31 protein-coding genes are annotated in these 26736 nt (G+C 41.9%); 27 read left to right on the top strand and 4 right to left on the bottom strand.

The window, feature by feature from the left end; genetic code table 11:
• Nucleotides 1–6: 6 nt before the first annotated feature.
• The 7 genes from QNH36_RS10325 (at nt 7) to QNH36_RS10355 (ending at nt 6916) form a co-directional block, all read left to right on the top strand.
• Entirely contained in the window at nt 7–858 is an 852-nt protein-coding gene (locus QNH36_RS10325; RefSeq protein ID WP_251541721.1) for a M55 family metallopeptidase, read from the top strand.
• A gap of 25 nt (nt 859–883) precedes the next feature.
• Nucleotides 884–1810: an ABC transporter permease gene (locus QNH36_RS10330; RefSeq protein ID WP_144475918.1), complete on the top strand. Its 927-nt coding sequence runs from the start codon at nt 884–886 to the stop codon at nt 1808–1810.
• A 1-nt stretch (nt 1811) separates the two neighbouring features.
• Nucleotides 1812–2756: an ABC transporter permease gene (locus QNH36_RS10335; RefSeq protein ID WP_251541719.1), complete on the top strand. Its 945-nt coding sequence runs from the start codon at nt 1812–1814 to the stop codon at nt 2754–2756.
• 12 nt (nt 2757–2768) lie between these two features.
• Nucleotides 2769–3788: an ABC transporter ATP-binding protein gene (locus QNH36_RS10340; RefSeq protein WP_283905138.1), complete on the top strand. Its 1020-nt coding sequence runs from the start codon at nt 2769–2771 to the stop codon at nt 3786–3788.
• The gene (locus QNH36_RS10345) at nt 3785–4774 is read left to right on the top strand and encodes an ABC transporter ATP-binding protein (RefSeq protein ID WP_283905139.1); all 990 of its coding nucleotides are present in this window, start codon (nt 3785–3787) and stop codon (nt 4772–4774) included. Before QNH36_RS10340 ends, QNH36_RS10345 begins: the two co-directional genes overlap by 4 nt.
• Nucleotides 4775–4803: 29 nt before the next feature.
• Nucleotides 4804–6441 carry a peptide ABC transporter substrate-binding protein gene (locus QNH36_RS10350; RefSeq protein ID WP_283905140.1) on the top strand — a complete coding sequence of 546 codons (1638 nt, stop codon included), beginning with the start codon at nt 4804–4806 and terminating at the stop codon, nt 6439–6441.
• Nucleotides 6442–6544: 103 nt separating this feature from the next.
• The gene (locus QNH36_RS10355) at nt 6545–6916 is read left to right on the top strand and encodes a DUF3899 domain-containing protein (RefSeq protein WP_186326726.1); all 372 of its coding nucleotides are present in this window, start codon (nt 6545–6547) and stop codon (nt 6914–6916) included.
• Nucleotides 6917–6953: 37 nt separating this feature from the next.
• Here the strand turns inward: QNH36_RS10355 and QNH36_RS10360 are convergent, their stop codons facing one another.
• Nucleotides 6954–7709, bottom strand: a complete 756-nt coding sequence (locus tag QNH36_RS10360; protein WP_251541703.1) for a DUF3891 family protein — start codon at nt 7707–7709, stop codon at nt 6954–6956.
• A 257-nt stretch (nt 7710–7966) separates the two neighbouring features.
• On the opposite strand from QNH36_RS10360, the gene QNH36_RS10365 reads away from it, so the two are divergent.
• From QNH36_RS10365 to QNH36_RS10380, 4 genes are all read left to right on the top strand, one after another.
• Nucleotides 7967–8233: a DUF1450 domain-containing protein gene (locus tag QNH36_RS10365; protein ID WP_144475911.1), complete on the top strand. Its 267-nt coding sequence runs from the start codon at nt 7967–7969 to the stop codon at nt 8231–8233.
• Between the two features lie 160 nt (nt 8234–8393).
• Nucleotides 8394–9077: an HAD family hydrolase gene (locus QNH36_RS10370; RefSeq protein WP_481825306.1), complete on the top strand. Its 684-nt coding sequence runs from the start codon at nt 8394–8396 to the stop codon at nt 9075–9077.
• Between the two features lie 336 nt (nt 9078–9413).
• Nucleotides 9414–10097, top strand: coding sequence for an SMI1/KNR4 family protein (locus tag QNH36_RS10375; RefSeq protein ID WP_283905141.1), 684 nt, complete (start codon nt 9414–9416; stop codon nt 10095–10097).
• A gap of 73 nt (nt 10098–10170) precedes the next feature.
• Complete coding sequence (locus QNH36_RS10380; protein ID WP_144475909.1) at nt 10171–10527, top strand: DUF952 domain-containing protein; 357 nt, start codon at nt 10171–10173, stop codon at nt 10525–10527.
• Nucleotides 10528–10793: 266 nt separating this feature from the next.
• Here the strand turns inward: QNH36_RS10380 and QNH36_RS10385 are convergent, their stop codons facing one another.
• Complete coding sequence (locus tag QNH36_RS10385) at nt 10794–11756, bottom strand: M20/M25/M40 family metallo-hydrolase (RefSeq protein ID WP_283905142.1); 963 nt, start codon at nt 11754–11756, stop codon at nt 10794–10796.
• Nucleotides 11757–11895: 139 nt separating this feature from the next.
• On the opposite strand from QNH36_RS10385, the gene QNH36_RS10390 reads away from it, so the two are divergent.
• Complete coding sequence (locus tag QNH36_RS10390) at nt 11896–12258, top strand: hypothetical protein (protein ID WP_283905143.1); 363 nt, start codon at nt 11896–11898, stop codon at nt 12256–12258.
• A 40-nt stretch (nt 12259–12298) separates the two neighbouring features.
• On the opposite strand, the gene QNH36_RS10395 is transcribed toward QNH36_RS10390, so the two are convergent.
• The gene (locus QNH36_RS10395; RefSeq protein ID WP_283905144.1) at nt 12299–13600 is read right to left on the bottom strand and encodes a M14 family zinc carboxypeptidase; all 1302 of its coding nucleotides are present in this window, start codon (nt 13598–13600) and stop codon (nt 12299–12301) included.
• 311 nt (nt 13601–13911) lie between these two features.
• On the opposite strand from QNH36_RS10395, the gene QNH36_RS10400 reads away from it, so the two are divergent.
• The 5 genes from QNH36_RS10400 (at nt 13912) to QNH36_RS10425 (ending at nt 17829) form a co-directional block, all read left to right on the top strand.
• Nucleotides 13912–14424, top strand: coding sequence for a cell wall hydrolase (locus QNH36_RS10400; protein ID WP_251541698.1), 513 nt, complete (start codon nt 13912–13914; stop codon nt 14422–14424).
• A 152-nt stretch (nt 14425–14576) separates the two neighbouring features.
• Entirely contained in the window at nt 14577–15359 is a 783-nt protein-coding gene (locus QNH36_RS10405; RefSeq protein WP_251541696.1) for an SGNH/GDSL hydrolase family protein, read from the top strand.
• 12 nt (nt 15360–15371) lie between these two features.
• Nucleotides 15372–16283, top strand: a complete 912-nt coding sequence (locus QNH36_RS10410; RefSeq protein WP_283905145.1) for an ABC transporter ATP-binding protein — start codon at nt 15372–15374, stop codon at nt 16281–16283.
• Nucleotides 16276–17256, top strand: coding sequence for an ABC transporter permease (locus QNH36_RS10415; RefSeq protein ID WP_144475903.1), 981 nt, complete (start codon nt 16276–16278; stop codon nt 17254–17256). Before QNH36_RS10410 ends, QNH36_RS10415 begins: the two co-directional genes overlap by 8 nt.
• A 396-nt stretch (nt 17257–17652) precedes the next feature.
• Entirely contained in the window at nt 17653–17829 is a 177-nt protein-coding gene (locus tag QNH36_RS10425; RefSeq protein ID WP_186326724.1) for a hypothetical protein, read from the top strand.
• A gap of 42 nt (nt 17830–17871) precedes the next feature.
• Here the strand turns inward: QNH36_RS10425 and QNH36_RS10430 are convergent, their stop codons facing one another.
• A complete protein-coding gene (locus QNH36_RS10430) occupies nt 17872–19284 on the bottom strand; it encodes a LysM peptidoglycan-binding domain-containing protein (RefSeq protein WP_283905147.1) in 1413 nt (470 codons plus the stop codon).
• 163 nt (nt 19285–19447) lie between these two features.
• Here QNH36_RS10430 and QNH36_RS10435 point away from each other — a divergent pair, with 163 nt between their 5' ends.
• From QNH36_RS10435 to QNH36_RS10480, 10 genes are all read left to right on the top strand, one after another.
• Entirely contained in the window at nt 19448–19816 is a 369-nt protein-coding gene (locus tag QNH36_RS10435; RefSeq protein ID WP_251541687.1) for a hypothetical protein, read from the top strand.
• A gap of 105 nt (nt 19817–19921) precedes the next feature.
• Nucleotides 19922–20260 (top strand): YolD-like family protein, encoded by a 339-nt coding sequence (locus QNH36_RS10440; RefSeq protein ID WP_283905148.1) that lies wholly within the window; start codon nt 19922–19924, stop codon nt 20258–20260.
• A 334-nt stretch (nt 20261–20594) separates the two neighbouring features.
• Complete coding sequence (gene rpiA, locus QNH36_RS10445) at nt 20595–21269, top strand: ribose-5-phosphate isomerase RpiA (protein WP_144475899.1); 675 nt, start codon at nt 20595–20597, stop codon at nt 21267–21269.
• A gap of 134 nt (nt 21270–21403) precedes the next feature.
• Nucleotides 21404–21913: a cysteine hydrolase family protein gene (locus QNH36_RS10450; RefSeq protein ID WP_283905149.1), complete on the top strand. Its 510-nt coding sequence runs from the start codon at nt 21404–21406 to the stop codon at nt 21911–21913.
• A gap of 94 nt (nt 21914–22007) precedes the next feature.
• Entirely contained in the window at nt 22008–22295 is a 288-nt protein-coding gene (locus tag QNH36_RS10455) for a hypothetical protein (protein WP_144475897.1), read from the top strand.
• Between the two features lie 186 nt (nt 22296–22481).
• The gene (locus QNH36_RS10460) at nt 22482–23363 is read left to right on the top strand and encodes a DMT family transporter (RefSeq protein WP_283905392.1); all 882 of its coding nucleotides are present in this window, start codon (nt 22482–22484) and stop codon (nt 23361–23363) included.
• A gap of 157 nt (nt 23364–23520) precedes the next feature.
• Nucleotides 23521–24759, top strand: a complete 1239-nt coding sequence (locus QNH36_RS10465) for a glycine zipper 2TM domain-containing protein (protein ID WP_144475896.1) — start codon at nt 23521–23523, stop codon at nt 24757–24759.
• Nucleotides 24760–24768: 9 nt separating this feature from the next.
• Nucleotides 24769–25551, top strand: coding sequence for a YfjC family protein (locus QNH36_RS10470; RefSeq protein ID WP_283905150.1), 783 nt, complete (start codon nt 24769–24771; stop codon nt 25549–25551).
• Nucleotides 25541–26059 (top strand): DUF5381 family protein, encoded by a 519-nt coding sequence (locus QNH36_RS10475; protein ID WP_283905151.1) that lies wholly within the window; start codon nt 25541–25543, stop codon nt 26057–26059. Before QNH36_RS10470 ends, QNH36_RS10475 begins: the two co-directional genes overlap by 11 nt.
• 77 nt (nt 26060–26136) lie before the next feature.
• The gene (locus QNH36_RS10480; protein ID WP_283905152.1) at nt 26137–26637 is read left to right on the top strand and encodes a DUF5381 family protein; all 501 of its coding nucleotides are present in this window, start codon (nt 26137–26139) and stop codon (nt 26635–26637) included.
• Nucleotides 26638–26736: the final 99 nt, after the last annotated feature.

Genomic DNA, 26736 nt, shown 5'->3' on the forward strand with positions numbered 1-26736 from the left:
AAGAAAATGAAAATATTTATTTCCGCAGATATGGAAGGCATTTCAGGTGTTGCTACAAACCAGCAGTTAAAAACTCCGTCCGAATATCAGCGTTTCCGCAAACTGATGACAGCAGATGTGAATGCAGCAATCGAAGGCGCATTTAACGGAGGAGCTACGGAAATTGTTGTAGCAGATGGACACGGAAATATGTCAAATATCATCATTGAAGAGCTGGATCTACGCGCACGTCTGGTTTCCGGAAGCAATCGGGTCATGTGCCAGCTTGAAGGATTGGATGAGACCTTCGATGGCATCATGTTTGTCGGCCACCATGGACGCGAAGGCGGTTCCGATGTAACAGTCATCAGCCACACTTTGGCCGGAATCTGTGTCGAGGAAATGAAGGTTAACGGGAAAGTGGTAGGAGAAACGGAATTGAATTCCTATGTTGCCGGTTCCTTTGGCGTTCCTCCGCTATTCATCAGCGGCGACGACGCTTATGTAAAAGAAGTGCAGGAAACCCTTCCTGAAGTTGAAGGTGCGGTAACCAAAAGAGCGGTTGACCGTTTTGCTGCCGAATTGCTTCATCCAGAAGCTGCACGTGCAGAAATCCGTACAAAGGCAGAAGCGGCTGTGAAAAAAGCAAAGCAGGCGAAGCCTTTCACCGTGTCTGATGGTCCAGTTAAGTTTGATCTTAAATTTAAAGGCCCGCAGCAGGCAAAAATGACAACGACTTTGCCAACTGTAGAACTGACTGGCCCTAAAAGCATCCGCTTCACCTGCGATGACATGGTTACGGCATACAAGCATATGTGGGGCTGCGTCATTATTGCCATGACTGCCACAAATGGAGTTCTCGGTTCAGTAAATGCTTAAATCTTAAAATAACGAGGTGAATGGAATGTACATAGTCAAAAGGCTCTTAACGATGCTTTTGACCATCTGGGTCATCATTACGTTAACATTTGTCATCATGAAATTTATCCCTGGGGATCCATTCGCGTCGGATGCAGATGTTCTGCCGGAGGAAGTTCTGCAAAATATCCGGGCAAAGTACAACCTTGATGAGCCGCTTCCTGTGCAATATGCCCTTTATATGAAAAATCTCATGATGTTTGATCTGGGACCATCAATTAAATCCCAGACACGATCCGTAAATGACATCATTCTTGATGGCATGCCGGCATCGGCCACTCTTGGGATTCAGGCACTCACTGTCGCAATGTTCTTTGGACTCATCCTGGGAATCATAGCTGCACTGAACCACAACAAACCGCTGGACTTTTTTGCGATGATGATTGCCATTATTGGAATTTCAGTGCCAAGCTTCATATTGGCGCCGCTTTTAATCAAATATTTTGCCGTGGAATGGCGAATGCTGCCAGTAGCGTCATGGGGAAGCTTCCAGCATAGTATTCTGCCGTCTCTTGCCCTGGCTGCTTCGCCGATGGCAGTCATCGCTCGCTTCATGCGTTCGAGCATGATCGATGTCATGAACCAAAATTACATTAAGACCGCAAATGCAAAAGGATTATCTACCGTACAGTTAGTCATCAAACATGGCATCCGCAATGCTATCCTGCCGGTCATCACGTTCATCGGGCCGCTGGCAGTCGTCTTGATTACAGGAACATTCGTTATAGAAAAAATATTTGCGATCCCTGGCCTGGGAAAATACTTCGTAGACAGCATCTTTAACCGGGATTACCCAGTAATCATGGGAACAACGATCTTCTTCAGTACCATACTTGTTGTGATCCTGTTCTTGATTGATATTTCATACCGACTGATTGATCCAAGAATTAAATTGACAAGCGGGGGGAAATAGCATGCAGCCTAAACAACTTGACAGCAAATTATTCGTACCCGTTTCTCCAGAAAAGAAAGTTCTCGACCCCATCCAGCGCCCATCACTGAGCGTATGGAAGGAAACACTTATCAATATCATGAAAAACAAACTGGCCATCCTGGGCTTGTCTCTTCTATTAGTGATTGTTTTCTTCGCGCTCTTTGGCCCGAAGATGGTGCCCTACAGCCCATCCGACCAGGATTTAATGAAGGGGAATATTGCACCATCCAGCTCTCACTGGTTTGGAACAGATGACCTTGGCCGCGATATGTGGTCTCGAACCTGGTATGGTGCAAGGGTCTCCCTGACAATCGGGTTTGTTGCCGCCTTGATCGACCTAATCCTTGGTGTTACCATTGGAGGAATTGCCGGCTACATGGCTGGACGCAGCAAAAAAGGCGACCGAGTCGATAACGCCATCATGAGAGTAATCGAAATTCTTTATGGAATTCCTTATCTTTTAATCGTCATTTTGCTGATGGTCATCATGGATCCTGGTGTGACATCAATCATTATCGCCCTGTCCGTTACAGGGTGGGTGAGCATGGCCCGCATTACCAGGGGACAGATTTTGCAGCTGAAATCGCAGGAATATGTCATGGCTGCCGAGAAGCTGGGAACTTCCCATGCGAAAATCATCCTGCGTCACCTGCTGCCAAACGCACTTGGAATCATCATCGTTAATCTGACTTTCACGATTCCGCAGGCGATCTTCGCAGAATCGTTCCTGAGCTTCCTTGGGTTAGGTGTCCAGGCTCCATTTGCAAGCTGGGGAACGATGGCGAACGATGCTCTTGGAGTCATTTTAAGCGGCCAATGGTGGAGGCTATTCTTCCCTGGATTCATGATTTCCCTGACGATGTTTGCCTTTAATGCCTTTGGGGACGGACTTCAGGATGCATTGGATCCTAGGAATCGGAAATAGGAGGGAACAACTGTGAGTCACTTACTAGAAGTAAACAACCTCGAAGTGAATTTTAAAACATACGGCGGTGAAGTTAAGGCAGTCAGAAATGTTTCCTTCCATGTGGACAAAGGTGAAATTGTCGCCATTGTTGGTGAAAGTGGAAGCGGTAAAAGCGTGACTGTACAAACCTTAATGGGGCTGATCCCGACACCCCCAGGAATTATCAAAAATGGAGAAGTGCTTTTTGAAGGCATCGATCTCTTAAAACTATCAAAACGGGCAATGCAAAAAGTGAAAGGTTCAAAGATTAGCATGATCTTTCAGGACCCGATGACATCTCTCAATCCAACCATGAAAATTGGAAAACAAATTGAAGAGGGATTGCTTGTCCATCAAAATATGAAAAAAACGGAGGCGAAAAAGCGGGCAATCGAAATGATCCGCCTCGTGGGAATTCCAAACCCTGAAGAACGCTATAACCAGTATCCACATGAATTCAGCGGCGGCATGAGGCAGCGGGCAATGATTGCGATTGCCCTGGCATGCAATCCGGAGCTGTTAATTGCTGATGAGCCAACGACAGCATTGGATGTGACAATCCAGGCACAGGTTCTTGATCTGATGAGGGACCTGAAGGAAAAAACTGACACGGCGATTATCCTCATTACACATGATTTGGGCGTTGTGGCAGAAACAGCTGAACGAGTGATAGTCATGTATGCAGGAATGATGGTCGAGAGCGGTACGGTCCATGAACTTTTTGAAAACCCGCGCCATCCTTACACATGGGGATTGATGGAATCAATTCCCGATCATACAAGCTCTGCAAAAGAGCGGCTCATCCCGATTGAAGGAACGCCTCCGGATTTGTTCTCGCCGCCGCCGGGATGTCCTTTTGCTCCTAGATGCAAATATGCAATGGAAGTTTGCCTTCAGGACATGCCTCCAGCATTCGAGACAGAGTCAGGGCATTATGCAAGATGCTGGCTGAACGATCCGAGGTCACCGAAAGTCGAAGATCTTGTCGCTGCAGGGAGGGAAACAACATGACCGAAGCAACCATTAAAGAGCCAAAAGCTACAGCTGCTGATACGCTTCTTAAAATCGAAAATCTAAAAAAGTATTTCACAATCCAAAAGGACAAGACAGTTAAATCTGTTGATGATATCTCAATTGAAATCAAAAGGGGAGAAACATTCGGACTTGTGGGTGAATCCGGAAGCGGCAAATCGACTCTGGGTAAAACCATTGTTGGTCTTCAAGACCCTACAGAAGGAACCATGATCTATAACGGTGTCGATCTATCCACTATGGATCGGAAGGAGAAGGCAATCGCGAATCGCGAAATGCAAATCATTTTCCAGGATCCGCATGCATCCCTTAACCCAAGGATGAGGGTAGGCGATATCATTGCGGAAGGAATCGATGCACATCGTCTTGCCCGGGGGCAGGAAAGGCAAAATCGTGTATATGATTTGCTGGAACGAGTCGGCCTTCGCCCAGAGCATGCAAGAAGATACCCGCATGAATTCAGCGGAGGGCAGCGTCAGCGGATTGGGATTGCGAGGGCACTTGCGGTCAATCCAAAGTTCATAGTTGCGGATGAACCAATTTCAGCACTCGATGTTTCCATCCAGGCCCAGGTCATCAACCTTATGGAGGATCTGAAGGAGCAGGAGGGACTCACTTATTTGTTCATTGCCCATGACCTGGGGATGGTCAAGCATATCAGTGACCGGATCGGTGTCATGTATTTAGGGAAAATGATGGAGCTTGCCAGCAGCAATGACTTGTTCGCTGAACCGCTTCACCCCTATACACAGGCACTAATGTCTGCAATTCCAGTTGCAAAACCAGGTGCCGCGAAAAGGGAGCGGATCGTGCTTCAGGGGGATCCCCCGAGCCCGGTCAACCCTCCAAGCGGCTGCCGCTTCCGTACAAGATGCCCGCATGCGATGTCTATTTGCGCCGAGATAATTCCTGATTTCCGGGAAGTCAAAAAGGACCATTTCGTTGCATGCCATCTATATAACTAACATCTAGACAATTTCGAGGAGGAAAAACAATGAAAAAGCTGCTATCCATGATAGCTGCCCTTATGTTTGTCAGTTCGGTTTTAGCCGGCTGTTACGGCGGGGGCAACAAGAACACTTCATCAGATTCGGGTTCTAAAGGAAGCACAAAAGACATCAAGCAGGAACTTGTATTGAATGCAATGAGTGAACCGCCAGCGCTTGATCCGGCAATGGCAACAGATACAACATCCGGATGGGTGTTGGATCATACGTTTGAAGGCTTGTTCACAAAGGACAAGGATGGCAAGCCAGTACTTGGTACAGCAAAAGATGTGAAAGTATCTGAAGACGGAAAGACATACACGTTTACCATCCGTGATGATGCAAAATGGTCTGATGGTTCACCGGTAACCGCTGAAGATTTTGAGTACAGCTGGAAGCGTACACTTGATCCCGCGACTGGAAGCCAATTCGCTTTCTACCTTTATTACGTAAAGGGTGCTGAAGACTTCAACAAAGGAAAAGGTTCTGCTGAAGATGTTGGAGTAAAGGCAACTGATGAAAAGACTTTAGTGGTCGAACTGAATGATCCGCTTGGCTATTTCAAAGAACTTTTAACAATGTGGACTTTCTACCCTGTTAAAAAAGACCTGGTTGAAAACAACAAAGACTGGGCTGCAGGAGCTGAAGGGTATGTCAGCAACGGGCCTTTCAAAATGACTGCATGGAAGCATGACAGCTCAGTAGTGGTCGAAAAGAACGAACATTACTATGACAACAAAAATATCAATCTTACAAAAGTTACCTGGAAAATGGTTAATGATGCAACTACTTATTATCAGATGTATAAAACAGGGGAACTGGATCTTGTAACCACTCTTCCATCCGATGTAGTAGAACAGGAAAAGGAAAACAACGACTTCAAGAACGTCCCTTACTTTGGAACATATATGTACATGTTTAATATCACAAAAGAGCCATTCACGAATGAAAAAGTACGGCGTGCATTCGCAATGGCTATCGACAGGGACGCCCTGACGAAGAATATCACAAAAGCTGGTGAAACACCTGCATACGCATTCGTGCCACCTGGTGTTGAAACGCCTGATGGAGATTTCCGTGATCAAGGCGGCAAGTACTTTAAAGAAGATATCGAAGAAGCGAAAAAGCTTTTAGAAGAAGGAATGGCAGAAGAAGGCTGGTCCACTCTTCCGGAAGTAACGCTTTTGTATAACACTGCTGAAAACCACAAGAAAATTGCAGAAGCTGTCCAGGAAATGTACAAGAAGAATCTTGGAGTGGATATCAAATTGGCTAACCAGGAATGGAAGACTTACCTTGATACTACGGACCAGGGTAACTTCCAGATGGCGCGCATGGGCTGGATCGGCGTTCTGCTTGACCCGGCAGTCATCCTTGATTACTTCCTTGGAGACAGCCCGAATAACCGTACAGAATGGAGAAATGAAAAATACGATAGCCTTATGGACCAGGCAAAAGCTGAACAGGATCCAGCGAAGCACTTTGACTTACTACGCCAGGCAGAAGATGTGCTGATGGATGAACTTCCATTTGTTCCTGTGTATCATTATACGAACACATACCTGACATCCCCTAATTTTGAGGGCCTTGTCTACCCATATAACCGTTATCCTAACGTTAAGTGGGCAAAGAAGGTATCTGAGTAAAACACTGACTATGTATATTCCGTAACTATTTTGTGATATGGCAGGAAAAAACAGCCCCCTGTTTTTTCCTGCCATACAATTTTATCGAATAAGGAGGATGACAATGGGAAAGAAAATAACCGCCTTTCTATTCATCATGCTGGCATGGCTGTTAGCAAAACCAGTTCTTTCACTCTCGTGGCGGGAAGTCATCGATCGGTCATTCATGGTTGGTATTATATCCTTGTTAGTGGCAGCGGCCTTCCTGATTTTGAAAACTGGATTTCTGTCTTTGTTCATGAATGGTTTCAATAAACTCGGATCATTTATATCCCCAAAATCAAGAGCAATGGAACGTGAAGACGAAAGGGCAGCAGACAATGAAAAGTTAAAAGAGTTCAAAGGCAATCTTTACGGGAGAATTCTTATTGGTGCATTCTTTTTCGGGTTAAGTTCAGTCACTGTCTCTCTTTTAACATTAATTGTATATTATTAACCCTGACCAGCTTTAGTAAAAAGCGGTCTTTTTCGTTTTAAACAAAGTTAACTTCCCTTTGTAAAAGGGCGCTTTTATTGTAGGCAGCAGACAGTCCGGATGTTATGATTTGCTCTTTGGCAACAGACTTATAGGGAAGCTTAACCTTAAGTGGTCTTTTAAATGGCGAAATTGAAAGGGTGACAGTTTCCTTGTCTAACCAATTGGCGTGGATTGGTTTTTCCCCAGCAAATGAGAATCGCTGCGGAAACCCATCCCGGTAAAAATAATGCTCAAGTTCTTTTGGCGTTCCAGGTTCATTGAGGCAAATGTACAATGAGAGATTATCGCAGAATTTTAATAGATTTAAATGGAAAGTGAGGACCGGGTCATGTGTAATCCTTAAGTCTTTCAGCAAGAACTCCTGTCTTTGTTTTTCCTCGTTCCAAAAATTCTTTCCTATCGTGCTTGTCGCATCTTCAAGGAAGGAGGCATAGTGGAGGCTGCATAGTAAGCCGGCGTATGGATCCATTTGCACGACTTCATCGATCCCTCTTTTGTAAAAGTCAAGCTTTGGGCTGCCCGGGTAATCCATGAATGAATAGGGCTGCTCTGTTTGTTCGTTCCATAATGGGTCTTTGTCAGGTTCAATCCAACATCGATCATGCTCTCGAACAGCGAGAACCACAGAGTCCTTTCTGTCTAACCCCTCAAAATAATCATCTCTCCAATTTATAGCCGTTTCCATAGAAATCCTGGCATGGTCATGCTGGGCAACCATGATAAAATCCTTTTCCCGTTCGTGAATGATCATATCATTCTCCCCTTAATTTATTTGGAAAACTACTAAAATTTAAGTGTTTATGGTATATCAAAAATAATGATATACTTTTCATTGATAAGATGCTCGTGTTAGTGTTATTGAAGTATATTCCCTGTCTATTTTGATCCTATAATAAGGCATATGTTACTGTGCTTGTTTATACTACTAATAAAGAAGCCTATTTTAATAATCAATCACTGTATACTCCTTTTGGCAACTAGACTTTTTTAGAAAAGGAAGTTTCTCATATGAATGTAATTCAAAAGCTTTTTTCAAAACAAAAGAAAGTGAAGATTGAATTTTGCCAGCGAAATTTAGAGCAGTTTTTAAAAGAAGAAAATTACGCTGAATATAATGAGTTTTTGAGTCGAAAAAATGTGAATTATAAGGAGTTCGAATGCCAAAGCAGATGTAAGGAATGCCGGTTGTCTCCGTATGCGATGGTGGATGGGGAGTTTGTGACTGCAAATAATTCCGGTGAATTGCTTAAGAAAATGGCTCAATATTTAGATTGAAAACTGCTTAGGGACATTGATAAACCGTTCCAAGATTAAATGAATATAGCGAAAATGGCACAACAAATGGCGTGGAAATTGTCCACGCCATTTTTCCTTTTATGCCCGCCAGTAATGTTGAAGAAGGAAAATAATTACACAATGTAGAACATGTAATGTATTGGAAAAGGATGTGATTGTTATTAAAGCAGAGATTTTTGACTTTGATGGTACACTTGCTGATACATTACCGGTATGTTTCGTGGCATTTGAATCTGTGTTTAGGCAATTTGATAATCGTGAGGTTAACTCGGAGGAAATTAAGGCAATGTTCGGACCCTCAGAGACTGGAATTATCCGTGAAAACCTTAATAATAATAATAATTATGATGAAGCTATTGAATTATATTATGAAATATATCGAGATCGACATGAAAATCTCGTTCAGAATAATGAGGATATAAACACTTTACTTAGAAGATTAAAAGCAAACGGGTATAAACTTGGGATAGTGACCGGGAAAGCAAGAAGAAGTCTCGACATATCTTTAGATTGTCTAGGGTTAAATGAATTTTTTGATGTAATCATTACAGGCGATGATGTCGAGTTTCCTAAACCTCACCCAGAGGGAATTTATAAGGCATTGGAATTTCTAGACGTGTTACCAAACGAGGCTGTTTTCCTGGGAGATAGCGACGCTGATATTCTTGCCGGTAAAAAAGCGAATGTACTTACGGTTGGAGTTCAATGGCTGCCAAATTATCAGACTGCCGAATTTAATGTCCAGCCAGATGAAGTTTATAGGAGTATAAATGATTTCATTTCTTCTTTTTCAAAAAGGTTAAGTGGAGTTAAGGTTGACTAGCTGCCGAATCAGGTGGCTTTTTCTTATTGAAATTAAGGGCTTGTTAGTTTAATAATTAGTAACTATATTAGGAGACGGGGCAGGATAGCATAAAAAGAAATTGAATAAATAGGTAGTATTGTTCCAAATAAGAATTGTTCAATAAAGAGTGATTAATAGGGAGCTAAAAAATGAAAAATAAAAAAAGAAATAGAGGCGGCTTTTTTAAAGATACCCTAATTGAACTAATTGGTGACGTCGTTTGGAACATCTTAATGTTTATACCAAGATTGATAATTCGCTTAATAAATAATATTTGGTGAAGCAGTTAGTCAAACTTGGAATATGGTGCTGACTATGAAAAGAACAATAATTTTTATAAAAGCAGGTGCGTTGGTCTTGAATCTAAATGGTGTTAGTGGTTTAATTTTAAGCCCTGCAGCTACTGAAATTGATATTGAAATAGTAGAAAAAAGGTTAAATACTACACTTCCCATTCCATATAAAGAATTATTACGAGCTTCTAATGGTTTAGTAACTAATGAGGGAATAATCATTTATGGTACTGATGACATTCTTGAACGTAATGAAGCATGGGAAACAGAGGAGTATGCGCCTGGTTTTATCTCTATCGGAGATGATAGTGGTGGAAGAGTTTTTCTGTTGTCACTGAGTGATAAAGAGGAAATATTAATTGTAGATTCTGGAGACATGATTCCTGATCATGCAGAATTAATTTCAACAAATCTAAATGAATGGGTTAATATTGGTTTGAGAATTGATTTAAAAGAAACATCTTCAAATATTGATTGGTCAGAAAATTGTAAAATAGTTGTAGTAAACATTCAAGACGGAGGATTAAGAGACTTAATTAAAATTAAAGCGATATTGGGATTAAATATGTCTACATCTGAATTACTTAAGATGTCTAAAAGTTTACCATTTGTACTTACACAGGAAATTCCTTATGGTAAGGCAAAGAAATTAATTGAGGAATTGGGAGATTTTAAATTAACTTTGACTTTTCAACTAAGGATATAGTATGTACCAGATTAGAGATGCTTAAAATGTTTTTTTAAAATTAAAATTAAATATATACAAAGGAAGCGAAAAGATGATTATTTTGCATTGTTTGACCAAAAGTAATTGGGATAAAATTAAGGAAAACTCCTATTACGGCAAAGAATCAATTGAGGCTTTTGGTTTTATTCACTGTTCTTCTATTGGAAATTTTTGGAGAGTCGCTCCTAACTTTAAAGATATTGATGAACCTCTGTTGCTTCTTTGCATTGACTCTAGAAAAGTTGAAGCAGATATTAAATGGGAAGATGATGAAAATAGTGGTAGAAAATATCCACATATTTATGGTGAATTAAATGTTGATTCAGTTGATTCAGTGTTGCCGTTTCTAAAAAACGATCAAGGGGATTTTATTCTAAACAAAGAATTGGAACAACATATTTCTGTTTAAGCTAAGCGGTAGTTTGATCATGAGAGGATTAAAGGCCATTTTATCCGATCTGTTATTTAATAAACGGGGCAAGAATGTTAAAGAATGAAATAAAAATGTGCTTATGTCTAAAAAGATCAATTATATTTCAGGACTGAAAATATATTAAATTAGAAAAATGGCGTGTCAAAACTGATGTCAGTTTGCACGCCATTTTCATTGTCATTTAGTAGATATGCACCTTAAAACGGAACGGTTTTGAATCTTACCCGAGCAGTTTTCTTATCCTATTTAGATGTGCTGGTTTTATCAAAATGTTTAAGTAGCTCTGACAGGACCCGGCTGTAGCTGGAAAGGCGTTCCTGGATTCTGCCTGGGTAGGCGGTTTCGATGAAAGTGAGCGTGTCGTTTTCTGTGTGCCATACTCCGCCATATTCCATCGTCTGTTCATAGCCATCTAATTCGCCAATCTCCCAATTAGTAGATTCAAAGTAAGCGAATGGGATGCCAAGCTTATTAAACGGAGCGTGGTCGCTCCAGTCACCTGTTGTTCCTGCCGGATAGTGTTCATTCAGACCTGGATTTATGCCGATATCAAGCTTTCTTTTTTCTGCAATGTTCAAAGCTTGTTCCCTGATAAAACCTGCATCATCTGCGCCGCCATGGACATACATTTTGTCGCCAACAGCAAGACTGTCGAGATTGATCATTCCAATCGTATTGTCAATTTCGGCTGCTGTCATCTGGCTTGCATAATAATTTGAACCATTCAAACCGCCTTCCTCAGCTCCGAAAGCGATGAAGACGATGGTATATGGAGTTGATACCTTTTGCAGGACCTGTGCTGCTTCGAGCATCACTCCAACTCCCGATGCGTTATCATCTGCCCCTTTGCCAGTCTTAACTGAATCATAGTGAGCGCCAACGATAATTTGTTTAGGTGATTGACCTTGTTTGATTGCAATCACATTTGAGGATGAGAGCGATGTACCCCTCTTTGTAAAAGAAAACTCCTGTACATCAGGGTTGTAACCCGTATCTTCAAATTGTTTCTTAATATATTCTTTTGCCAAACTTTCTCCCTCGGTACCTGTCACTCGGCTGCCTATTTCTTCAGATAAGTACTTGGTATGTTCGTAGGCGAGTGTTCCAGACTTATGTACGAAAGACGGGGCATACGCCCAGGCGCTTCCTGTGGCAGAGAATAACAGTACGAAAGCAGCTAGAATGGACCAAATGGACTTCTTCATAGAATTTCCTCCTTTTATATAAAAATACAACAATACGCATAATTATAAATTAACTACATTCATATCAAAACGGACTATTTTCCTAGATTTGTATAAATTTGCGGCAAAAAGCATATTTTGTTTTGAGGGAGGGGAAAACTTGAAATTTAAAATGCAAAAAGCCAATCTATTGGCTAATCAAATAAGGGGTTTTTCCGACTTTGTTCAAAAATGCTATCAGGAGAAATCCGGATTGATTTTAAATCACGATAAATTGTATCAGGTCAGGTCATGGGTAGAAGAGTATAAATTTCAATTGCTGGCTGCTGAACTGAAAAGGATCAATACGTTTGATTGGGATGAAAAATACACTTTATTGCTGGTGGGCAGGGTCAGTAAAGGATTCAGTATTATCGAACGCTATGTTGAAAATAACTCTGATGATCTATTTATTTTGACCGCTCGAATGCATACCTTGAAACATTGTCTGAAGTGGTTTAGTCATGAACATCAACCAAAATAGGAACACCGCACGGAGGGACTCTCGTGCGGTGTTTCTGTGCTTAATGGTCGTGCCCGCCGCCAGGACTTACCGGAAGAGCATATTCTGGTATAGCATCATAGACAGCAGGATCCGCTTTTTCAACTGATCCATCTGCTATGCTGTTCAACACGGCCATCGCTGGAACTTTTGCCGTTTCCTTTAACATCCCGTTTTGTTTTTGGCCAAGGGTTTGGGTTTGCCCTTTTATTTCAATTAGCATTGTTGCTGTACCGTTCAGCTGGATGGCGCCAAGACCCGATCCCGGATAGTTGACCGTAGGGTATTTTTGAATGGCTCCGTAAGATGAATTGCCTCGTTGCAAGGATTCATATGCCACTGCATTTACTTTCTTGCTTAATTCCAATACTTCAGGGTCCAGGTCATAAGTTTTCTCGCTGAAAGGATCTGTGTATGGCTTGGTCGTGAATTGCGCGAGTAGCTGTATGGATACGGAACGGCTGTCATCTTCAGACAAGCGATTGAATCCGCGGTGATGCAAGTCGATGGCCACGTCTGGATTTAGTTCCTTGACAAGTTTTGTCAATGCACGTGTTTCAGGAGAGAAGACAAGTGATGCCTGGGAACCATTGTTTGTGCCTCTTTCATTTAAAATACTTGCTACTTTGGCCGGATCCTTGCTGATCTCTTCAGTTACGTCAAAATCATAGTTTGGATGAAAATCTCGATTTAGGTCAAAACCAGGGATTCCATAGACAATTTTTCCTTCGTTGTTTTGTCCTCGTTCGCTTCCTTCCGCATTATAATACCAAGGGGCTTTCGTTCCGGAAGGGAGGCCAAGTTCCTCTGGGTTCCATGTTTGATGGGAGTATCGAGTTGGGAACGGCTTGCCTTCATACAGATTGGCAGTACCGTCCGGATTGATCCGCGGAACAAACCAGACACTGACTTTTTCCAGAATTTTATCCGCTTCTTGTCCGCCAGCTGCCAGCTTTTGCATTAATTCAACAGCTGCCTCGGTGCCAAGTGTTTCATTGCCATGGATCTGAGTATAAATTAATACCCGCTTTTTGCTCGGATCATTGTCACCGAATTTGCTGACGTATAACGGATAGCCGTCATTAGACGTACCGAACTGCTCCAGGACCATCCTGCCCTGGGAGGTTTTTTCTATCTGTATTAGTTTTTTTTCCAGTTGCTCATTTGACATAAGGCTTTCAAAAGACAGATTCTGTTCATCCTGAACCCATGGACCATTTGGAGTTGTCGTTGAGTCTGCGAAACTTGTGACTGTTGTGCCCAGCAGAGAAGCAGAGATTAAACCGCTTGTAAGTATGTAACCTAGTGCTTTTTTCTTTTTCATTCTATCATCCTCCACTTTGTTAATAGTTTCCAACATCTTAACATGAAGTGTGATAGTAAAAAATATTTATTCTGAATTTTTAGAAAAACAGTTATTTAGACTTACGAAATAGATGGGAAATTAGATATAAGCATTAAAAATTTGTAACAAAGTTTACGAGTAAGGATAATCCCGTAATAATTGATACAGTTTTTACCCTTCTTGGTATAAGTTAAAGTTTAACCCAATGATTCACTAGTGTGATATGATTGTAAGCCTGTTAGCCTATTATAGGGCCTGTAAAGTCTAATAAACGAAACAGGAGGTTTACTATGAAAAAAATTCTTATGCTGGTTTCGATCCTTACATTAGTAATTGGTTCATATACAGTTTATGCTGCAGAAACAACTAAACCCATTAAGGCGGATACATTGAAAACGAAAAAAGTGGATGTTGTCGTCAAGGAGTCTTCAGTCACAGATAAACGTTTCATCAAGGAAGAGGAAGTGAAGCTTCTAGCACGCCTTGTTCATGCGGAGGCAAAAGGTGAGCCATATGAAGGCAAGGTGGCTGTGGCAGAAGTTGTCCTTAATCGAGTGGAGAACGAACAATTTCCTGATACCGTAAAAGAAGTCATATACCAACAAAACGCATTCCAACCGGTCCAAAATGGTGCAATCAATAAACCTGCAAACGAAGAAGCAATCAAAGCAGTTGAAGATGCACTGGAAAATGAGAATGGAATTGATTGCCTGTATTTTTATAATCCAGAAACTGCAACAAGCAAATGGATTTTCACTCGTGATGTCGTGAAAACAATAGGGAAACATGCATTTGCCATCTAAAAGCGCGTACAGCATAAAATGCTGCGCGCTTTTTTGCTTTTTAAAAGAGAGGAAGCCACTGCCAGCACATCTGCCACAGTATTATCATTTTTAATAACGGGAAAATTATTATAAAATAAACCTTACCAATTAGTGGAACGAGGGATGTTTAGGTGAAAAAATATTCTGTTGGTATAACACTGTTTTTTTCAGTGCTTTCATTGATCATAATGCTGTTTGGTCTCGGCTGGACAATTCAAAATCAATTTTTCAGCAAAGGTTCAACTGGTGCCATTGAGCAGGCAAAGCCGGTTGAGGATAAACCATCAGATCAAGACGCCAAGGTCATTGTTGCCCTCGGAGATTCACTGACACGGGGAACCGGGGATGACACAGGCAAGGGTTATATTGGTTATCTTGTCGAAGAGTTAGAAGAAAAATCAAATGAGAAAATTTCAATACATAACTATGGAGTCAAAGGTTATCGTTCAAATCAACTGCTTGAACAACTGAAGCAGGGCGAAATCCGGCGGAAAGTCCAGGATGCAGATTATATACTGATTACGATTGGCGGCAATGATCTGTTCCAGAGCGGACAAACGATTTTACAGATGGATGAACAGAAAATAACCCTGGCGAAGGAAGAATATTTAAAAAATCTTGATTCCATCCTGACAGAATTGCGGAGCTTGAATGATTCATCAGTCATTTTCCATATTGGCTTGTATAATCCATTCATCGATTTAAATGATTCAGCGGTAACGACGAAAATTGTCCGTGACTGGAATTACGATACAAATAAACTTCTTGATGAGAAGAAGAAGGCTATTTATGTGCCTACCTTCGACTTATTCCAGTTGAGTGTCAACGACTATTTGTACACAGATAAATTCCATCCGAATGCAGAGGGGTACAGGCTGATTGCGGAACGGATCGCGTCTTTGATTACATGGTAAGGGGGGAGAAGGATGAGTGAGATTACGCTGTCTGTAAAAGGGCTGAGAAAAACAATCGGCAAAAAAGAGATCATCAAAGGAATCGACTTTGATTTGAAAAGAGGGGAAGTCTTTGGGTTCCTTGGGCCCAACGGAGCGGGCAAAACGACGACCATCCGCATGCTTGTCGGTTTGATCAAACCAAGTGCCGGAACAATTGAAATTGGCGGTTATAATGTCAGGAAGAATTTCACAAAAGCAATGGCGCAGATGGGCTGTATCGTGGAAAATCCCGAACTCTATTCCTATTTGACAGGCTGGGAGAATCTTGAGCATTTTGCGAGGATGCTGCCAGATGTTGATCGTGCCTATATGGATTATGTTGTCGAACTAGTTCGTCTTGAAGAGAGGATTCATGACCCTGTTAAAACATATTCCCTCGGGATGAGGCAGCGCCTTGGAATTGCCCAGGCCTTGCTTGGCAAGCCGAAGGTGTTAATCCTTGATGAGCCGACAAATGGCCTTGATCCGATGGGCATAAGGGAAATGCGGAATTTTATCCGTTATCTCGCTGAGGAAGAAGGGTTGACTGTTCTTGTATCAAGCCATCTGTTAAGTGAAATCCAGCTGATGTGTGACCGTGTCGCCATTATTTCGAGGGGTTCGGTGATTAAAGTCGATTATGTAGAAAACCTTTTGGCTTTGCAGGAAAATATTATCTGGCAGGCAGAACCGCGGGAGACTGCTAAAGAGATTTTAAGTGGTGTTACAGATGTACTGGACGGCCCGGATGGGGCAATTATCACCCCTTATCTTGAAACTCAATCGGCAAAATGGAATCAGATGTTAGTGGAAAGAGGGGTTCAAGTAAACGAAATGAACAGGAAATTGCCTGCGCTTGAAGACCTTTTCCTTGAGTTGACTGGAGGTGAATCGATTGATTAGCCTCGTCAGGAATGAAATGCTTAAAATCGTCCGCAAAAAGAGAATCCTGATAGTCGCTGGAATCATCGCGGTTCTTGTGGCGCTTTTCACCTATTCCCAATACAGGGAAATTGAAAGGCGGCTTGAGCGTTTCGGGGATGTGGATTGGCGGACGACCTTGCAGCAGCAAATCATTGATACGCAAAACAGGATCACGAGCAGCGGGATTTCAGACGAGTGGAAAAGCGAGCTGCTGCTGCGGATCCAGCAGCAACAATATTATCTCGATAAAAATGTGAACCCGATGGAGCCTGGTGCACCAAGCTTCGCGAGGATGTTCGCCGAGCATTCGATCAACCTGTTCCTTCCATTGATGATCATGGTTGTCGCGGCAGATATCGTATCATCTGAGCGGACAGCAGGCACGGTAAAGCTGTTGCTGACACGGCCGGTGAAGCGCTGGAAGATCCTGATGAGCAAATACATCGCATTGATTCTATCCGTCTCAATCATCGTTGTCCTGTTTGGAGTGCTCTCATATTTGATATCCGGGCTAATATTTGGTTATCAAGGATGGTCAGCCCCTGTGATCACCGGGTTCAGTGTTGAAGGGAATGAACTGAACACGAATGCAGTCCAGATGATTCCCCAGTGGCAGTATCTACTGATGGAATTCAGCCTTGTGTGGTTTGTGGCGCTGATTGTCGGCACGATCACCTTCATGCTATCCGTTCTGATCAGGAACACACCAGCCGGAATGGGTGTCATGCTCGCAGCACTTATATCCGGTGCCATCCTTAGCAATATGGTCTCCTCATGGGAATCGGCAAAATACCTATTCATGATCAATTTGAATCTGACAGGCTACCTGTCCGGACAGGCACCGCCAATCGAAGGAATGTCGCTGGGCTTTTCACTTGTAGTGCTGGCTGTGTGGGGATTAGCGGCCCTGATTGTTTCATTTGGGGTCTTTATCAGGCAGGATATATATTAAAATTCTGAAACCCTGGCCGAAATTGGTCAGGGTTTTAACAATTGGAGATTGTTTTGGCTTTGATTAAGAGATATTTAACGGTTAGAGACAAAATATAAACGGTTGTCGCAGTTTTTTTAACGGTTGGACAGTATTTTTCGACGGTTGGAGTGATTTTATCGACGGTTGAAACTTTTCTGTTTAAAAATCGTATTAAAACCGAGGTGAATTTCATGTTCAAAATCACGCCACAGTGCTCGATATGTAAGAAAGAAATTCAAGCCAATGAAGAGATATTCGTTAAAATGAGGTACCCAAAATCGAGGGGTATGACGGAGATTAAAGCATTTATACAATATCAGGGTAAAATAATTTGTAATGAGTGCAATGATAAGTGAAATTACAGGGGGACCTGGTATGTTTGTAGAAAAACGGACGGAAAAGAGAAGAAAGAAGAAGCAGAACGGCAGTTATACTTTTGTGGATTTTGTTTTTGATGTACTTTTTTATATTCCGGAGTTGATTCTCCTTCCATTCCGGCTGGTATTCTATTTGTTCAGGTTCCTTGCGAGATCCATATTTGATGGCATTTAAAAAATCCTGCGATTCCAAAATCGCAGGATTCGGCTGTATTTTTTATAGCTTCCTCACCCTAAAGTTGTTCTGCAGCACAGGCCAATTCTGCGGAAAAGAAGGCCCAAGAACCCAGTAGCTCACACCTCGCAGGCCGTATTCTTTTACCGTATCGTATCTCGCCTGTACGCTTCTGGCGTCTTCGTACCATACTTCATGCTGCTGTCCTTTTGCGTCTGTATAGCGGAAGAAGGGGGATTGATACTGTTCGTTGAACTGTATGTTCACTCCCTGCTGTGCGGCAAGTTCCACTGCTCCTTTTGGACTTAGTGTCTTCGCGTAAGTTCCCTGCTCCCACGGAATGTTCCAGTCCCTGCCATACAAAGGCACACCCATCAGGATTTTTTTGCGCGGAATGGCTGTGACTGCATAATCCAAGACTTTCTTCACTTCGTTTATCGGCGCAATTGCCCATGGCCTGCCTCCAGACCAGCCCCATTCATACGTCATGATGATGACAAAATCAACAATTTGTCCATGTGCATTATAATCGTGGGCTTCATACAGCAACCCTTGCTGGTCGGCTCTTTGTTTCGGAGCCAGGGCAGTGGAGACGGTATAACCGGCGGGATGCATGCGGGCAACAGCCTTTCGCAGAAAATCATTGTAGTTTTGTCGGTCCTCGGGATACACGTACTCGAAATCAATATTCAGTCCTGAATAGCCCTTTTCTCGCATTTCTGTAAGGACATTGGTCAAAAGAGTATCCTGAACAGCTGGGTTGCGCAGGATGGCAGCCGCCCGGTCTGAATTAAAAGACCCATCTGCTTCATTTGTGATTGTCAGCAGAGAGGAAGTGCTGGTTCTTTTTGCAGCCTGAAGAACTCTTGCATCCTGCAGTTCAATCAATTCACCGCTTTCACTCACCTTATAGGAAAAAGGCGATAGATAGGTAAAAAGAGAGCCATATTTTAAGATAGTTAGACTTCCTGCTTCACTCATTCTGGTTATATAGGCATTAACCTCGATTACTGGTTTTGCAGGTGCGGGAATTCTCAGAACATACCCTGTATAAATAAGAGAGGGATTCGAAATATTATTAGCCTCTGAAATCTGGTTGACCGTCACTCCGTACCGCTGTGCAATTGCCCAGAGGGTCTCACCAGCCTGAATCCTGTGAGAAAAATAAGGCATTTTAAGCAACTGGCCAACAAACACCAATGATGGATCCGTTATATTATTGTAGCTTGCGAGTTCCTGGAGAGTAACCCCGTAACGGGAGGCGATGGACCATAAGCTGTCACCCTGCTGGACGACATATTCCCGGTTATTCTCGGGTATCACAAGCGATTGCCCGACTACTAATACATTGGGATTATCAAGTTCATTTGCTGAAACGATTTGGTTGATTGTTGTTTGGTATCCCTGTGCAATTCTCCATAGACTGTCCCCAGGTTTAATGACATGTATATTCACAGTAAATCACCTCCCAATTATTTGTACCTTTTATCAAGATATGCCGAGAAAAGATGTCCTATTTTTAAAAAGGTGATTTCTGAAAATTAAGAAAAAGGGTATGCAATTATAGAAATTAGTATATAATAGTTAGAAAACTAGAAAGAAAAAAGGGGAAAATGGTATGGTAACGTATGGTACTTTTTTACGTTTAGTAGAAGAGGCGGAGAAGTTGAACTGCAGGGTGATTTATGATTCTAAGAAAAAAATCAATTTTAATCCTAACATGTCCATAACAATTCCATTGTCGACCACGCTTGAAAATATTTATGCTTTTGCCCATGAAGTCGGCCATTTAATTGACTTTGTAAATGGAGAGCTGGATTATGAAAAATGGCTGAATGACTGGTCCTACCGGATAACGGCAGAGATGAGTGCCTGGGTTCATGCCTATAAAATACTAAAGAATTTGAACGTACCGCTTGATGGGTGGAAAGATCATGTCGATTCAAAGCTCTCGACTTATTTTAAATATCATGAAGTGACTGCGTAGACTGGCTGAGGCTGGTCTTTTTTCATGGAAAAATAAAATTGGTATGGTTTACGAACGTTTGTTCTGGATATAATGAAGATAAGTTATCCCGAAAGGATGGTCAGCATGAGAATACGAGACAGAGGAAAGCTGAAATTTATGCCGGCACATTTTATGCCGGAACATCGTGCCTTGTTGAGAGAACTCGCCCGGGATGAATTGCGGCAGCCTCGTCCGCTGCTCGACGAATACGAAATCCAGGAACTGGAGAACCAGATTTGCTTCGCGATGGAATATACATACCCAGTCATCATCACAAAATGGTGGGACGGATTTACATATGAAGAAACAGGGCATATCCATTACCTCGATCCCATCCGGAAGCGGGTTCGAATGGTCACTGAAGATGGCAGTGCTATTGCCATAAATTTTGCTGATATTGTCAAGGTAATAATCAAGGAGTAAAGACGTTATACAACACCTTACACAACATAAAGGAAAAATGGTCTTTTTATCGATCTTGCGAGGAGAAAAGGATGCACATTGGAATCTGGCCAATTACTCTCAAGAAATATCCGTGAATGCCCGAGGTGTTAGAGTATCTAGGGGTCATTAAATTCTACAAAAAGTTGGATTTTTTAAATCATATGAAATGCTAAAAGCTGCAGTTTAATGGATCATTTCTTGAAAATGCTTAGACGCTAAAAAGAAATTCCATAATCATCGCCATTTAAAATTAAGCTCGCAATAAAGCGAGTATTTCTTAATAAAGGGTAAAATGAACGAGAGGTGATAACAAATGAATGAAAAGCAGATGGTTGGCGAGAAGGCGGTTGAGTATATCAAAGATGGAATGGTGGTTGGACTGGGGACTGGCTCCACCGTTTATTATACAATCAGAAAACTGGGTGAATTAGTAAGAGGCGGGCTGAAAATCAAAGGAGTCCCGACATCCGAACAGACAGCAGCGCTTGCGAAGGAAGAAGGAATTCCCCTGGTCGATTTGAAAGAGGTCGATGCACTTGATATTGCCATTGACGGGGCAGACCAGGTGGATTCCAATTTGAACTTGATAAAAGGCGGAGGAGGGGCATTACTGAGGGAAAAAATCATCGCAAATGCTGCTTCCAGCTTTATTGTGATTGCCGATTCGACCAAATTGGCGCACAAGCTGGGGACTTTTCCGCTGCCAGTGGGGGTTGTCCAATTTGGAGTTTACATGACTGCCAGGAATATCAAAAGCCTGGGCTGTGTGCCGAAATTAAGAGAAAAAGAAGGTCAACCGTTTATAACGGATAATGGCAATTACATACTGGACTGTGACTTTAAGCGGATCGAATCCCCCGCTGAACTTGAGGTGCAGTTGAACATGATTCCAGGGGTGGTTGAAAATGGACTGATTGTCAATTCTGCCTCCAGGTTGATTACGATTGAGAATGGTGAACTGAGTGAAAAAGAACCAGCAGAAAGATAGATGAAGTAGCAAGAAAGTACCAACAGCTAGAGTCAATGCAAGGGAGTATTTGATTCCTATTTTATCACTCTGGCTGGAACTGAAGCGCTCAATAAGTTAGAGAAGATGCTTTTATAAGGGGAGAAAATGAGGCCATGAAAAGGAAAGCCCTGTTAGTAATAGATGTCCAAAATGAAATGTTTCAGGAAGGGAACGTAGTATTTAATGGGGAAGGGTTGCTAAAAGGAATGAAAACACGGATAGAACGGACACGTGCGCAGGAGATGCCAATTATCTACATCCAACATAACGACCTTTCCTTGGTGCATGGTACTTATTTGTGGGAAGTCCATTCTGAAATAGCACCTCATGAGGGTGACATCATTGTCCAAAAAAACACTCCAGATTCATTTGTCAACACTACTCTAGAACAGGAATTAAAAGCAAAGAACATTCAACATTTGGTGTTAGCAGGAATCCAAACAGAAGTTTGCGTCGATACGACCTGCCGGAGTGCATTCAGCAAGGGATATAAAGTAACCTTAGTGTCTGATTTGCATAGCACCTGGCCGACCACAGAATTATCAGCACAGCAGATTATAAACCATCACAATGGAGTGCTGCGCTGGTTTGCCGATGTAAAGAAAAGCGAGGAAATTTTATGAGATGAAAGCCCTCAAAAAACGCTAAAAACAATCTATGTAATAAGAATGAATAGACTGGAAGAGATATTCATTAAAAAGAAGGTTGGTACATTACATGGAGGCTTTTCCAATCATTCACACGAACTTTTGGGATGCAGTTATCGCAGTCCCAGTTGTCATTTTTGCGACACAGATACTAAAAATATTGCTGCATCCCCGTAAGGCCTGCGTTCTTGGAATTGCAAATTTGATTGGTTTAATTATTTCTATTTTCATTGCCCACCCACATAACCTCTGGGCAGGTGTTTTCATGGGCTTTTTCTATGGAAATGCAGCGGTGGGAGTTTATTCTTCTTTGAAAGTGCAAATTTTAGCATATAGGGATGTTCAAGAAAATAGCTAAAATGTTTCTCGGACTGTAGGCAACCTCGAAGTGTTTTGGGGTTGATTACAGTCCTTTTTTTATGATTAAGTGAGCCAGGCTCCATGAAAGCCGATTAACTTTCGGTTTCGCAATGGAAGGAATTCGATCCCCGGAGAAAGAATATAGTAGGAATTGTTAGGAGGGATTGATTTGCCTGAAACCAGGATACATCCATATTTATTTGTTGTGCTAGTGGTTGCGACTACCTTTCTGATGGGTTCTTCTTTTACAGTCGGGAAAATCGGTTTGACATATGTTTCCCCATTATTATTGGTTGGATTGAGGTTCACGATTGCCGGATTATTGATGGCTGTGATCGTCAGGAAAAATCCGTTGCCTTCAAAACTTGCTGACTGGGGAAGGATATTTGTCATTGGCTTGATGCAAACAGCAGGGGTCATGGGCTGTATCTTCCTTAGCTTGCGGACAATCACGGCAGGAGAATCCTCCATCTTAACCTTTACCAATCCATTGATGGTTGTGATCATGGGGACCATTTTCCTGGGAATCAGATACAGGCTTATCCAGTGGCTGGGGGCCATTGTCGGCTTTCTAGGCGTATTTATTACTTTGGGATTTCATTTGCAACTCACCACCGGGACACTTCTGGGTCTAGGCGCGGCGGTATCATGGTCGATTGGCACCATCCTGATCAAACAATGGGGAAACCGTTTCAATGTTTGGGTGTTGACCGCGTACCAGATGTTATTTGGAGGAAGTATACTTTTATTAATGGGGCTTACAATGGAAACACCAAGGCTGGCCATCAACCCCATTTCCATTGTGATTATCTTATGGTTGGCCATCATGGCGTCAATCGTTCAGTTTGCAATCTGGTTTTACCTAATAAATCAGGGTGATCCTGGAAAAACAAGTGCCTTCCTGTTCCTTGCCCCTTTCTTCGGAGTGCTTTCAGGCTGGGTGCTGCTGGATGAAGTCGTGCAATGGTATGTCTATGCCGGAGGGGCCCTGATTTTCACTGGAATTTTCCTGGTTAATTGGACATTTGCACCGAAAACGAGTTTAACTGCTAAAAAAGCCGGGTAAAAAGACCTTGATTATAAATTGGTTAAATAATCCTTTTAACCTATATTTAGGTAATAATATTTAATTAAAAAACATTCTCATCTATAATGAAAAGTATGGAAAACTTCACCAACTCAATGGTGTTGTTTGTAAATTTTCTAACAGGAAGTGAAGGTCCTTGTCTTCAAAAATTGTATTTAACATTAATACTGTAAATAATTCCGTTTCAGGCTTGAGTCATACAATCGGCCGACTTGAAAGCATTCAGCATAAGGTTGCCGGCGTAAGAAGCAGTGTTGATCCACGAATACTCGGACGCAATGGAATCAGCGGTCAATTTCGGCGTGCTTCGGCTTCCTCTGACCGAATCGAAATGCATATGAAACAGTTGAAATCCTTTACCATTCAATCCGCCGATCGTTACGGGAATTCGGAAAACCGCGTGAATCGTCAGGCAGACGCTGTCAATAAGGCGATTGAAGCGGCAAGAAGACAGATTGATGGGCACTTGGCCAGTAATTTATATGAAACTTACAATAATACCTATGGCAGATGGGTAGATTTTTTGCATGGCGCACAATATGCTGCTGGGGCAGGACTTATGCACCTGCTGGGATTCAGGTTCTCAGATATTGATGGAGTACTGCGCAAGTTCCAGGTAGTCGATGACGTTTTGCTGGGTAAGATTCGGTTGCCTATGGCTAGCATGATTCACAGAATTGAAAGCTCTAAAATGAATATGCTTGCACGGTTGATGGTCAGCCCTACAAGAGCTTTTGGCAAAAAAACACTGTCTGAATTAATCTACAAGCGAACAGCTAATTATTTCCCAAAGGACATTGTTGGCCTCAGTAACAGCGTTTCGAAACTTATTGCTGAAGGTAAAACCGGTACGATGCTCAATGCAGTTAAAAATAATGCAGGAAGTGTATTGAAAAACGGGCTGAGGTTAGGAAAGTCAAATGCCGCACTGGCCGTACTGATAACAGCCGGAGCCGAAACAATTGGCGCAGGGATAAAAATTACCGAGAACTATAACCTTTATAGCGGAGAGAAGTTGAAAGAAGAAAACGCGAAGGTGGTAGGCAGTGCCGTTTATAAAACTACGGTTGTATCTGCGACCTCTGTTGCCGGGGCTGTTATAGGCGGAACTCTCCTAAGTGTAGCTGGACCTATAGGAACAGTTGCTGGTGCTGCAATCGGCGGTTTTGTTGGTAGCTGGGTTGGCGACAAGATTGCAAATAAAACACCTGCATGGGTCGATAAAACTGCCCTGCACTTTAAAGATGGGATTCATAAAGGAACAGAGGCTATTGCTTCCGGTGTAAGTAAGGTGAAGGATGGATTTAATGATGTAAAAGAACATGCTTCAAGCCTATTGAGCGGGGCAAAGTCAATCCTTGGGTTTGGAGGCTAGGAGGGAAACATGAATAAAATTTCACTTTCTATCGAAGAATTAATTTACTGTTTTTACAATGAAGGATATTTTGAACATGGGAATGCATTGAAGCAGGTTTATTTCGGAGATCTGGACGATGAAAAAATGGATCTTCTGCTTCAAATTACAACACGTTCACTTTTGTCTAAAAGTCTTTTGGTATATGAAAATCACAAATTCATGTTAGTGGAAGAGCTTTCTGAGGTCATCTCTATGTTAAATTACTCAGACCAATCAATCAAAGCTTCCCGTCATGGGGAAGACGGCGGGGAGGAGTCTGTATCATTCCATTTTAACGGGAAGACGGTCCTTCAGCATTCCCTGCTTTTCGATGAGCAGGTACATGTTTTTGAAAAAGTAACTGCAGGAAAAGCAGCAGATGTAATTTCTGCATTTTACCGCATAAGCGAAGATGGTCGTGGCAGCGGATTTGAATTAAGCCAGACAGAATTTGAACAGTTGCTTGACTCACTGGAGGGTAACCAAAAACATTTTGAACTTCCTGTGCTCCATGGGGAAAAACAGGAATTCTATGAAACTCTTAAATCAACTAATGGATTGTTAAATACTCTGTTATTCATGGAGTTTACGGAACAAAAGGAGCCAGTAGCAAAGAATGTCGTGTTATTTACAAATGACAGCAAGAATAACTGGATCATTGAAAAAAATGAGGATGTTTTTTATATGAATCAGTGCGAGCGCAGTAAAGTTGACCAATTAATTAAAGAAAATGTCAAAGAGTCATTGAAAAAGGTGCAATATGGAAAATAAAATTGAAGAGAATAACATAAAAATTTACGACGATCGTGTCGAAGTAGTTTATACAAGCGGGGGAGTTGGCTGCATGCTAACTGGAGGAGGGATCATGTTTTTGGCGTCCCTCTTTATCTTATTTTACATAGTCCCTACTTCAGGGTTCGTCAGAGCATTTATTGGAGTTATCATTGGTGGATTTGGAGCGTTGTTTATCGGTATGGTGCTGTTTAAGGTTGTGGGAGCATTACTCACCGGGAAGGCAGTATACACAGTTCAGGATGGGTATTTTAAAGGGAAGAACAAAGCAGTTAAGATTGATGAAATCACAGATATGAAGTGGGCTGGCAGTTCATTGAAATATCTGGCAATCAAAACGACAAACAGAAAGACTGTAAAGTTATCTTCTTATAACCTCGTTCCAGAAGAAAAAGTGAACCAGGTGATTAATGATTATGTAATTCCAAATGCGACTCCAGAATTTAAAAAGAACTGGAATAAGCGTATGAGCAATAAAGGCGCATAAATTTTTAGAAGCTTGCAGGCTAAAGAGATTAGCTCTGTAAGCTTTTATTATATATGGTTGTGAAAGGTGAACTTAAAATGGAAGAACATAATATAAAAGTAACAGAAAATAAGGTGGAAGTCGTTTATACAGCTCCTGGAGCCGGCTGTATGATTACCTCTGCACTATTTGGGACATTATTATCAGCATTTGTTCTTTTCGTAGTCGCTCCTGATTCAGGAATCGTAAGGGGCTTTTTAGTCGGCATCATCGGAATTGTCGGGTTAATCTTTTCTGGCTCTATTTTGTTAAAACTCATTAGTGTGATTCTATCTGGGAGGACTATATTCACTATTGAATCGGGAATCTTAAAAGGAAGAAGAAATAGTATTCCAATCAATGAAATCGATGATATTAAATGGAGCGGGAGTTCATTGAAATACCTTGCTATAAAGACAATAAACAATCAAACAATAAAGTTATCGACCTACAACCTTATATCGGAAGAAAAAGTGAATCAAGTGATTGAGGAATTTATTATGCCTTATGCGGCACCTGAATTAAAGGTGAACTGGGAAAAGCGAATGAACAATAATTGAACCATATGAGAGTAGTTAAGTTTAGTTAACGAGCTATAGACATTTAGTATTAGTCAGTATTTTGACAGGTTTAGTACAAGACGAGGGAAAGCTGTCAAG

It is taken from the genome of Mesobacillus sp. AQ2, from assembly GCF_030122805.1.
GTDB lineage: Bacteria > Bacillota > Bacilli > Bacillales > Cytobacillaceae > Mesobacillus > Mesobacillus oceanisediminis_A.

Coding starts and splice junctions, on each gene's coding strand:
- QNH36_RS10360 (WP_251541703.1), bottom strand. CDS start 7,709: ATGATCATTCACGAACGGGAAAAGGATTTTATCATGGTTGCCCAGCAT.
- QNH36_RS10475 (WP_283905151.1), top strand. CDS start 25,541: ATGGAAAATAAAATTGAAGAGAATAACATAAAAATTTACGACGATCGT.
- QNH36_RS10455 (WP_144475897.1), top strand. CDS start 22,008: ATGGAGGCTTTTCCAATCATTCACACGAACTTTTGGGATGCAGTTATC.
- QNH36_RS10335 (WP_251541719.1), top strand. CDS start 1,812: ATGCAGCCTAAACAACTTGACAGCAAATTATTCGTACCCGTTTCTCCA.
- QNH36_RS10440 (WP_283905148.1), top strand. CDS start 19,922: ATGAGAATACGAGACAGAGGAAAGCTGAAATTTATGCCGGCACATTTT.
- rpiA (WP_144475899.1), top strand. CDS start 20,595: ATGAATGAAAAGCAGATGGTTGGCGAGAAGGCGGTTGAGTATATCAAA.
- QNH36_RS10380 (WP_144475909.1), top strand. CDS start 10,171: ATGATTATTTTGCATTGTTTGACCAAAAGTAATTGGGATAAAATTAAG.
- QNH36_RS10450 (WP_283905149.1), top strand. CDS start 21,404: ATGAAAAGGAAAGCCCTGTTAGTAATAGATGTCCAAAATGAAATGTTT.
- QNH36_RS10480 (WP_283905152.1), top strand. CDS start 26,137: ATGGAAGAACATAATATAAAAGTAACAGAAAATAAGGTGGAAGTCGTT.
- QNH36_RS10400 (WP_251541698.1), top strand. CDS start 13,912: ATGAAAAAAATTCTTATGCTGGTTTCGATCCTTACATTAGTAATTGGT.
- QNH36_RS10425 (WP_186326724.1), top strand. CDS start 17,653: ATGTTTGTAGAAAAACGGACGGAAAAGAGAAGAAAGAAGAAGCAGAAC.
- QNH36_RS10345 (WP_283905139.1), top strand. CDS start 3,785: ATGACCGAAGCAACCATTAAAGAGCCAAAAGCTACAGCTGCTGATACG.
- QNH36_RS10350 (WP_283905140.1), top strand. CDS start 4,804: ATGAAAAAGCTGCTATCCATGATAGCTGCCCTTATGTTTGTCAGTTCG.
- QNH36_RS10470 (WP_283905150.1), top strand. CDS start 24,769: ATGAATAAAATTTCACTTTCTATCGAAGAATTAATTTACTGTTTTTAC.
- QNH36_RS10385 (WP_283905142.1), bottom strand. CDS start 11,756: ATGAAGAAGTCCATTTGGTCCATTCTAGCTGCTTTCGTACTGTTATTC.
- QNH36_RS10395 (WP_283905144.1), bottom strand. CDS start 13,600: ATGAAAAAGAAAAAAGCACTAGGTTACATACTTACAAGCGGTTTAATC.
- QNH36_RS10435 (WP_251541687.1), top strand. CDS start 19,448: ATGGTAACGTATGGTACTTTTTTACGTTTAGTAGAAGAGGCGGAGAAG.
- QNH36_RS10375 (WP_283905141.1), top strand. CDS start 9,414: ATGAAAAGAACAATAATTTTTATAAAAGCAGGTGCGTTGGTCTTGAAT.
- QNH36_RS10325 (WP_251541721.1), top strand. CDS start 7: ATGAAAATATTTATTTCCGCAGATATGGAAGGCATTTCAGGTGTTGCT.
- QNH36_RS10365 (WP_144475911.1), top strand. CDS start 7,967: ATGAATGTAATTCAAAAGCTTTTTTCAAAACAAAAGAAAGTGAAGATT.
- QNH36_RS10355 (WP_186326726.1), top strand. CDS start 6,545: ATGGGAAAGAAAATAACCGCCTTTCTATTCATCATGCTGGCATGGCTG.
- QNH36_RS10410 (WP_283905145.1), top strand. CDS start 15,372: ATGAGTGAGATTACGCTGTCTGTAAAAGGGCTGAGAAAAACAATCGGC.
- QNH36_RS10330 (WP_144475918.1), top strand. CDS start 884: ATGTACATAGTCAAAAGGCTCTTAACGATGCTTTTGACCATCTGGGTC.